Genomic DNA, 8366 nt, shown 5'->3' with positions numbered 1-8366 from the left:
GGGGCGCGGCGGGGGAGGCCCCCGCCGGCTCGGCCGCGGCCCGCTCCAGGCGGCGGACCTCCGCGCGCCAGCGCGAGGCGTACCCGTCCGCACCCCGCCTCGCCGCCCGCCAGGCCGCGGCCAGGTCGTCCCCGTACTCCCGCGGCGGTTCCTCGCTGAGCAGCGCCACCACCTCCGCCGCCCGCCGGGCACCGAGTGCGGCGGAACCGTCCAGCAGGGCCCGGGCCAGCCGCGGGTGCAGCCCCAGCCGGGCCATGCGCAGCCCGCGCGGGGTCGGCCGGCCGGAGCCGTCCACGGCGCCCACGGCGGTCAGGACCTCCCGCGCAGCCGCCATCGCCCCGGCCGGCGGCGGGTCCAGCAGCGCCAGCCCGGCCGCCTCCGGGTCGCCCCAGCAGGCCGCCTGCAGGGCGAACTGCGTCAGGTCCGCGACCCGGATCTCCGGGGCGGGGAACGCGGGCAGCCGGACGTCCTCCGCCTCGCCCCAGCAGCGGTACACCGTGCCCGGCGCCTCGCGCCCGGCCCGGCCCGCCCGCTGGCGGCCCGCCGCGCGCGACGCGCGTACGGTCGCCAGCGCGCCGAGGCCCCGGGCGTGGTCCACCCGGGGTTCGCGGGCGAGCCCGGAGTCCACCACCACGCGTACCCCCGGGACGGTCAGGCTCGACTCCGCGACCGACGTCGACAGGATCACGCGGCGGTGCGGTGCGGCCGTCAGCGCCGCGTCCTGCACGGCCGCCGGGGCCCGGCCGTGGACCTGCAGCACCTCCGCGTCCACCCCGCGCAGCTGCCCGGCGACGCGGGCGATCTCCCCGACACCCGGCAGGAAGCACAGGACGTCGCCCGTGCGCTCCGCCAGTGCCCGCCGTACCACCGCGGCCACGTGCGCCAGCTGCGCCGGGTCCACCCGCATCCCGTGCGGCGGCCGCACCGGCCGGGCGGGCGGCGCCCAGACGGTCTCCACCGGGTACGCGACCCCGGCGGCCTCCACCACCGGCGCGCCGCCCAGCACCCGGGCCCAGCCCGCCGCGTCGGTCGTCGCCGAGGCCGCCACCAGGCGCAGCTCCGGGCGCAGGGCCTCCCGTACGTCCAGGAGGAAGGCGGCGACGGTGTCGGCGTCCAGGTGCCGCTCGTGGCACTCGTCCAGCAACACGACGTCCACGCCGGCCAGCTCCTGGTCCCGCTGGAGCCGCTGGAGCAGTACGCCGGTGGTCACCACCTCGACCACGGTGGCGGGGCCCGCGACCCGCTCGCCGCGCACGGTGAAGCCGACCGATTCGCCGACCCGCTCGCCCAGCAGCCAGGCCATCCGGCGCGCCGCCGCGCGGGCGGCGATCCGCCGGGGCTCGGCCACCACGACCCGGCGGCGCGCGCCGCCGCCCACCAGCCCGGCCAGGACCAGCGGCACCAGCGTGGTCTTGCCGGTGCCCGGCGGCGCGCAGAGCACCGCCGCGCCGTGGTCGGCCAGCGAGGAGACGAGGGCGGGCACGGCCTCCCGTACCGGGAGGGCGTCCAGGGCGGCGGTACGGATCACGTCAGTCGCGCTCGCAGACGAAGATCGCGGTGCCGGGGATCAGGTTGCCGCGCAGCGGGGACCAACCGCCCCACTCCTGGCTGTTCCAGGCGGGCCACTCCGGTTCGACCAGGTCCACGAGCCTGAATCCGCCCGCGACCACGTCGCGGACCCGGTCGCCGAGGGTGCGGTGGTGCTCGACGTACACCGCGCGGCCCTCCTCGTCCTGCTCGACGTACGGCGTCCGGTCGAAGTAGGAGGCGGCGACGGACAGGCCCTCGGGGCCGGGCTCGTCGGGGAAGGCCCAGCGGACGGGGTGGGTGACGGAGAAGACCCAGCGGCCGCCGGGGCGCAGCACGCGGTGCACCTCGCGCATGACGTTCACCGGGTCGGCGACGAAGGGGACGGCCCCGTACGCGGAGCAGGCGAGGTCGAAGGTGCCGTCGCGGAAGGGCAGCCGGCCGGCGTCGGCCTCGACCAGGGGGACGTCCCCGCCGATGCGCAGGGCGTGCTGGAGCTGGCGGTGGGAGAGGTCGAGGGCGACCGGCCGGGCGCCCCGGGCGGCCAGCCAGCGCGAGCACTGGGCGGCGCCGGCGCCGATCTCCAGGACGTCCTTGCCGCGCAGGGAGGCGGCGGGGCCCAGCAGGGCCGCCTGTGCCTCGTCCAGGCCCTCGGGGCCCCAGACGAAACGGTCGTCGCCCAGGAAGGCGCCGTGGTCGCTCTGGTACTCGTCGGCGTTGCGGTCCCACCAGCCGCGGCTCGCTCGGCTGCTCTCCGCTTCCCCGGCGTCACGCCGGGTGGCCTCGGAGTCGTCCGCGGCCGTCGAATCCGCCCCGCGGGCGTCTTCGGTGCCGTAGTCCTCTTGGTTCATGGGGCCCGTCGTCGTAGTCTGCGAAATGTGGCGGGACCTGCCATCAGTACTTCCCCACCCACGAATTGTGCCGGTTGTGCGGCGATCCGCCCGGGGTGTGCGCCTTCGCGCATTGACCCTGTCCGGCTGCCCCCGTATGCTACAAGTTGCGCTGCGAGCCTGTGCTCCTCAGACCTAGCAGGCTGCGCTTGCATCTGTTGATGTCCCCTCGGTTTTCGAGGCCCCGCCGCATCCTCTGCGGATCGGGGGCCTCCTTGGCTGTCCGGTCTTCGGTGGATGCCGATAAGGGCTCCCGGCGTAGCAGTACCTACGACTTTCTGTCCGTAACCGGAGCCCTTTCCCACATGACGAGCAGCACCGAGACCACCGCCACCACTCCGCAGGTTGCGGTCAACGACATCGGCGACGCGGACGCGTTCCTCGCGGCGATCGACGCGACGATCAAGTACTTCAACGATGGCGACATCGTCGACGGCGTCATCGTCAAGGTTGACCGGGACGAGGTTCTCCTCGACATCGGTTACAAGACCGAAGGCGTCATCCCGAGCCGCGAGCTCTCGATCAAGCACGACGTCGACCCGAACGAGGTCGTCAAGGTCGGCGACGAGATCGAGGCCCTGGTTCTCCAGAAGGAGGACAAGGAAGGCCGCCTGATCCTCTCGAAGAAGCGCGCTCAGTACGAGCGTGCCTGGGGCACCATCGAGAAGATCAAGGAAGAAGACGGCATCGTCACCGGTACCGTCATCGAGGTCGTCAAGGGTGGTCTCATCCTCGACATCGGCCTCCGCGGCTTCCTGCCGGCCTCTCTCGTCGAGATGCGTCGCGTCCGCGACCTCCAGCCCTACGTGGGCAAGGAGCTCGAAGCGAAGATCATCGAGCTGGACAAGAACCGCAACAACGTGGTCCTGTCCCGCCGTGCCTGGCTTGAGCAGACCCAGTCCGAGGTTCGCCAGACGTTCCTCACCACCCTGCAGAAGGGTCAGGTCCGCTCCGGCGTCGTCTCCTCGATCGTCAACTTCGGTGCCTTCGTGGACCTCGGTGGCGTCGACGGTCTCGTGCACGTCTCCGAGCTGTCCTGGAAGCACATCGACCACCCGTCCGAGGTCGTCGAGGTCGGTCAGGAAGTCACCGTCGAGGTCCTCGACGTGGACATGGACCGCGAGCGCGTCTCCCTGTCGCTGAAGGCGACGCAGGAGGACCCGTGGCAGCAGTTCGCCCGGACCCACCAGATCGGTCAGGTCGTCCCGGGTAAGGTCACCAAGCTGGTTCCGTTCGGTGCGTTCGTCCGCGTGGACGAGGGCATCGAGGGCCTGGTCCACATCTCCGAGCTGGCCGAGCGCCACGTGGAGATCCCGGAGCAGGTCGTCCAGGTCAACGACGAGATCTTCGTCAAGGTCATCGACATCGACCTTGAGCGTCGCCGGATCTCGCTGTCGCTGAAGCAGGCCAACGAGTCCTTCGGCACCGACCCGGCGTCGGTCGAGTTCGACCCGACCCTGTACGGCATGGCCGCGTCGTACGACGACCAGGGCAACTACATCTACCCCGAGGGCTTCGACCCCGAGACCAACGACTGGCTCGAAGGCTTCGACAAGCAGCGCGAGGCCTGGGAGACCCAGTACGCCGAGGCGCAGCAGCGCTTCGAGCAGCACCAGGCCCAGGTCATCAAGAGCCGCGAGGCCGACGAGGCCGCTGCCGCCGAGGGTGCTGCCGCCCCCGCCGCCAGTGGCAACGCCGGTGCGGGCAACATCTCGGGCGGTTCGTACTCCTCGGAGTCGGACGAGACCTCCGGCGCCCTGGCGTCGGACGAGGCCCTGGCCGCGCTCCGCGAGAAGCTGGCCGGCGGCCAGAGCTGATCGCAGCGCGCATCGCACTCCGGTGCGAGCCGAGCTGAGTAGTCGCGTAGCACGGTGAGGCCCGTCCCCTTCGGGGGGCGGGCCTCTCCGCGTTCCCTGCCCCGGGACCGCCGCGTTCCCGCGAAGGGCGCGCGGGAAGCCCAACTGGGGAATGGCTGAGGCCCTTTGGATGTTCTTCGCAGAGAACACGGCGAGGAGGAGTGGTGACGGTGCTTGATCCGCAGGGTTTGTACGAATGGGACGCCAAGGGGCTGGCGGTGGCCGACCTGGCGCTGACCCAGGACTCGGCAGGCCTGGTCATGCTGTATCACTTCGAGGGGTACATGGACGCGGGCGAGGCCGGCGACCAGATCATCGAGCGGCTGCTCGACACCCTGCCCCACCAGCTGGTGGCCCGCTTCGACGCCGACCGCCTGGTGGACTACCGGGCCCGGCGGCCCCTGCTGACCTTCCGCCGCGACCACTGGAGCGAGTTCGAGGAGCCCCGGCTGGAGGTCCGGATCGTCCAGGACGCCACCGGCGCCCCCTTCCTCCTGTTCTCCGGCCCGGAGCCGGACGTGGAGTGGGAGCGCTTCTCCGTCGCCGTCCGGCAGATCGTCGAGCGCCTGGGAGTCCGCCTCTCCGTCAACTTCCGCGGCATTCCCATGGGCGTCCCGCACACCCGGCCCGTCGGCATCACCCCGCACGGCAACCGGACCGACCTCATGCCCGGCCACCGCAGCCCCTTCGACGAGGCGCAGGTACCGGGCAGCGCGGAGTCGCTCGTCGAGTTCCGCCTCGCCCAGGCCGGGCACGACGTGCTCGGCGTCGCCGCGCACGTACCGCACTACGTCGCCCGTTCCCCGTACCCGGACGCCGCTCTGACGGCCCTGGAGGCGATCACGGCGGCGACCGGGCTGGTGCTGCCGGCCGTGGCGCACGCGCTGCGCACCGAGGCGCACCGCACCCAGACGGAGATCGACCGGCAGATCCGGGAGGGTGACGAGGAGCTGGTCGCCCTGGTCCAGGGGTTGGAGCACCAGTACGACGCGGCGGCCGGCGCCGAGACCCGGGGCAACATGATCGCCGAGCCCGCCGAGATCCCGTCGGCGGACGAGATCGGCCGCGAGTTCGAGCGGTTCCTGGCGGAGCGCGAGGGCGAGGGCTGAGACGTCCGGGCGCCCAGGACAGCGGGCCGCCCCGGGCGCCCCGGCATCGGGAGGCGCCGCGGCCGTGAAGACCGCGGGGCGCGGCGCTAGGCTGCTGAGCATGCTGAAAGTGGGCCTGACGGGCGGAATAGGTGCCGGCAAGAGCGAGGTCTCGCGCCTTCTGGCGGGGTACGGGGCGGTGGTCGTCGACGCCGACCGGATCGCACGGGAGGTCGTCGAGCCGGGCACGCCCGGGCTCGCGGCGGTCGTGGCGGCCTTCGGGGAGTCGGTACTGACCCCCGAAGGAGCGCTGGACCGGCCGAAGCTGGGCTCGATCGTGTTCGCCGATCCGGCGAAGCTCCAGACCCTCAACGCCATCGTGCACCCGCTGGTCGGGGCCCGGTCCGCCGAGCTGGAGGCCGCCGCCGGAGCCGACGCCATCGTGGTGCACGACGTACCGCTGCTCGCGGAGAACGGCCTGGCGCCGCTGTACGACCTGGTGGTCGTGGTGGACGCGGCGGCCGAGACCCAGCTGGCGCGACTGACCGGGCGGCGCGGCATGGCCGAGGAGGAGGCGCGGGCCCGGATGGCCGTGCAGGCCACCCGGGAGCAGCGGCTGGCGGTGGCCACGCTCGTCATCGACAACGACGGGCCGCTGGAGGCGCTGGAGCCGCAGGTCCGCGCGGTGTGGAAGGAGCTCGCCGAGCGGGCCGCGGAGCGCGCGTCCGAGGCCCGCGCCTGACGTGCTCATGGAATAGCGGGGCCGCCGTCGAGCGTTGAACGCGGCTGTAGAGGGAAGGAACAGACCGTGTCCGACACCACGCCGCCGTCCTCGTCATCGTCGTCGTCCTCGTCCGGATCGGCGAGTCCCGAGACGCACGTCATCGACTACCGGGCCGCCGAGCAGCTGCTCGCCGCACGTGACCCGCGCGGCGCGGTCAAGCTGCTCGACTCCGTCATAGCGGCCCACCCCGAGAACACGGCGGCCCGGCTGCTGCGCGCCCGGGCCTTCTTCGCCGCCGCGCAACTCCGCCCGGCGGCGCTGGAGTTCGAGCTCGTTCTGGAGCGGGAGCCGGACAACGCCTTCGCCCACTTCGCGCTGGCCCGCACCCACCAGCGGTCCGGCCGGCCCGAGCAGGCACGCAAGCACTTCCGGCTGGCCGCGGCCCTCGACCCGCAGCCGGAGTACCTGGAGGCCGCCCGCTTCGAGCGGTAGCCGCCGCCGGGTCCCGGGCGCCGCCCTCAGCGCGTACGGGGCCCCTTCGGCAGCTGGGGCGGCTCGTACGGGGGGACGTCCGGGCCGGGCTGGTAGTGCGGCCCCTGGCGGATGTGCCGGGTCACCACGGCAAGGTCCACGGCGGCCAGCAGCGCGACCACCGCGCAGACGGCCGCCCACCCGGAACGGTCGGCCAGCGAGAACGCCACCGCCCCGGCGACCGCCCAGACCAGCCCCCACAGGCTCAGCCAGAAACGCATCCGCAGCGGACTGCGGGCGGTCACCGGCTCGTTCCCGGAACGCATGGCCATCGCCTCGGATCGGCTGGAGGAAGCCCGACTCCCATGGTCCCACCGGCGCCGCGCGGACGCCGTGCTCACGGGTTGAGCTTGTTGACCGCCTTGGCGGTGGTCTTCTTGAAGGCGGTGACCGGGGCCTGCGCCAGGGTGCCCATCTGCCCCCACGTCACGACGGTGACGGTGGAGCCGTCGCGACCGATCCCGTACAGGTGCGCGCCGGGCTCGGACTCGGGCAGGGAGCTGTGCACCCCGTAGACGTGCGCGCCCTCCTCGACGGGGAGGGTCCCGTAGTCCTGCCAGGAGGCGGTACCGCCCGGGTTCGTCCGCAGCCAGTCCGCGGCGCACGCCGCGACCTGCCGCTCCAGCCTCCCGACCAGCTTGGCGGCGGCGGCCGTCGACGCGGCGCGGACGGAGATCTGCGTGGCGCTCGTGTCGTACTCGGTGCCGAACTGCCGGTGCCGACTGCCCGCGGCAGGGAGCACGCCCTCCAGGCAGAACGGCGCGAACTCGGGCAGGCCCTGGGTGACCTTCCCCGCGAACCACGGCGAGGCGGGGTGGGGCGGCAGGTCGGCGGCGCCCAGGAAGCCGGGCGCCGAGGCGGCCGTGGCGGAGGTCGAGGCGGTGAGGACGAGCGCGGCGGCCGCCGCGACGAGCGCGGTGAGCGTGGAGGCGGCGGCGGAGCGTCGGAGCATGGTCGGTTCTCCCCGTGGTGGTCGGTGTGGTGACCGCTGCTGCGGTGCACGTCAGCAGCCTTGCCCCGGCCCGGGGTGTCGGGCGACGGATCGGGGCGGATTCGGGACACTGGAACGACCGTACGTGCTGTCACCTGGGGGAACACCCCTTGCATGGAACACAGTCGTGGGACGGGGGAACGCCGTGGACGCGGGTCGGGGCGAGGGTGGGGCCGAAGGCGCGGGTTCGGGCGAGGCGGAGCGGTTCGCCCGGCTCATGCGGGAACTGAAGGAGCGCGCCGGGCTGAGTTACGGGGTGCTCGCGCGCAAGCTGCACACGAGCACCTCGACCCTGCACCGGTACTGCCGGGGAGAGGCGGTACCGGCGGAGTTCGCGGTGGTCGACCGCTTCGCGCGGCTCTGCGGGGCCTCGCAGGCGGAGGCGGTGGAGCTGCACCGGGCATGGCTGCTGGCGGACGCGCGGCGACGGGCGGCGGTACGGGTGGCGCCGACCGGCGCCGGGACGTCCGGGACGCCGGGGACGCCGGGGACGCCGGACGGTGAGCCGGGCGGTGTTCCGGGCGGTGCTTCGGACGGTACGACCGCCGCGCCCGTACCCGTGCCCGCGCCCGTGGGGGCGGGCGGTCTCGGCTCCGATCCGGGTTCCGGTTCCGCCGCCGCTCCCGGGACCGGGGTCCGGCCGCCCTGGTACCGGCGGCGGGGCGCCGTGGCCGCCGCCGCGGGTGTGGCGGCGGGCGCGGTGGTCGTCGCGGCCCTGGCGGCGGTCGGCCCGGAACGGCGCGGCCCGCGGCCGGGGGC

At 73.8% G+C, this 8366-nt stretch carries 9 protein-coding genes; 5 read left to right on the top strand and 4 right to left on the bottom strand.

Annotated features, from left to right (window positions below; genetic code table 11):
• A partial coding sequence (locus ACFWUQ_RS30455) for a helicase-related protein (protein ID WP_384544463.1) occupies window positions 1-1528 on the bottom strand: 1528 nt, incomplete at its 3' end.
• A 1-nt stretch (window position 1529) separates the two neighbouring features.
• Window positions 1530-2378: a class I SAM-dependent methyltransferase gene (locus ACFWUQ_RS30450; RefSeq protein ID WP_384544461.1), complete on the bottom strand. Its 849-nt coding sequence runs from the start codon at window positions 2376-2378 to the stop codon at window positions 1530-1532.
• Window positions 2379-2722: 344 nt separating this feature from the next.
• Between ACFWUQ_RS30450 and rpsA the strand changes: the two genes are divergently transcribed.
• From rpsA to ACFWUQ_RS30430, 4 genes are all read left to right on the top strand, one after another.
• Complete coding sequence (rpsA, locus tag ACFWUQ_RS30445; RefSeq protein WP_384544459.1) at window positions 2723-4234, top strand: 30S ribosomal protein S1; 1512 nt, start codon at window positions 2723-2725, stop codon at window positions 4232-4234.
• 209 nt (window positions 4235-4443) lie between these two features.
• On the top strand, window positions 4444-5382 hold the full coding sequence (locus ACFWUQ_RS30440; protein WP_384544465.1) for a PAC2 family protein: 939 nt from the start codon (window positions 4444-4446) through the stop codon (window positions 5380-5382).
• 100 nt (window positions 5383-5482) lie between these two features.
• Window positions 5483-6103, top strand: coding sequence for a dephospho-CoA kinase (gene coaE, locus ACFWUQ_RS30435; protein ID WP_384544457.1), 621 nt, complete (start codon window positions 5483-5485; stop codon window positions 6101-6103).
• Window positions 6104-6169: 66 nt separating this feature from the next.
• The gene (locus tag ACFWUQ_RS30430; protein WP_384544455.1) at window positions 6170-6577 is read left to right on the top strand and encodes a tetratricopeptide repeat protein; all 408 of its coding nucleotides are present in this window, start codon (window positions 6170-6172) and stop codon (window positions 6575-6577) included.
• A gap of 26 nt (window positions 6578-6603) precedes the next feature.
• On the opposite strand, the gene ACFWUQ_RS30425 is transcribed toward ACFWUQ_RS30430, so the two are convergent.
• Both ACFWUQ_RS30425 and ACFWUQ_RS30420 read right to left on the bottom strand, forming a co-directional pair.
• Window positions 6604-6882 (bottom strand): DUF6343 family protein, encoded by a 279-nt coding sequence (locus tag ACFWUQ_RS30425; RefSeq protein WP_384544453.1) that lies wholly within the window; start codon window positions 6880-6882, stop codon window positions 6604-6606.
• 71 nt (window positions 6883-6953) lie between these two features.
• Window positions 6954-7568, bottom strand: a complete 615-nt coding sequence (locus ACFWUQ_RS30420) for a hypothetical protein (protein WP_384544451.1) — start codon at window positions 7566-7568, stop codon at window positions 6954-6956.
• A gap of 166 nt (window positions 7569-7734) precedes the next feature.
• Between ACFWUQ_RS30420 and ACFWUQ_RS30415 the strand changes: the two genes are divergently transcribed.
• Window positions 7735-8366, top strand: a 632-nt coding sequence (locus ACFWUQ_RS30415; protein WP_384544449.1) for a helix-turn-helix domain-containing protein, incomplete at its 3' end; no start/stop codon positions are given.

The organism is Streptomyces sp. NPDC058662, assembly GCF_042716255.1.
Taxonomy (GTDB): domain Bacteria; phylum Actinomycetota; class Actinomycetes; order Streptomycetales; family Streptomycetaceae; genus Streptomyces.
This window is presented reverse-complemented; position numbering and strand designations above follow the sequence as displayed.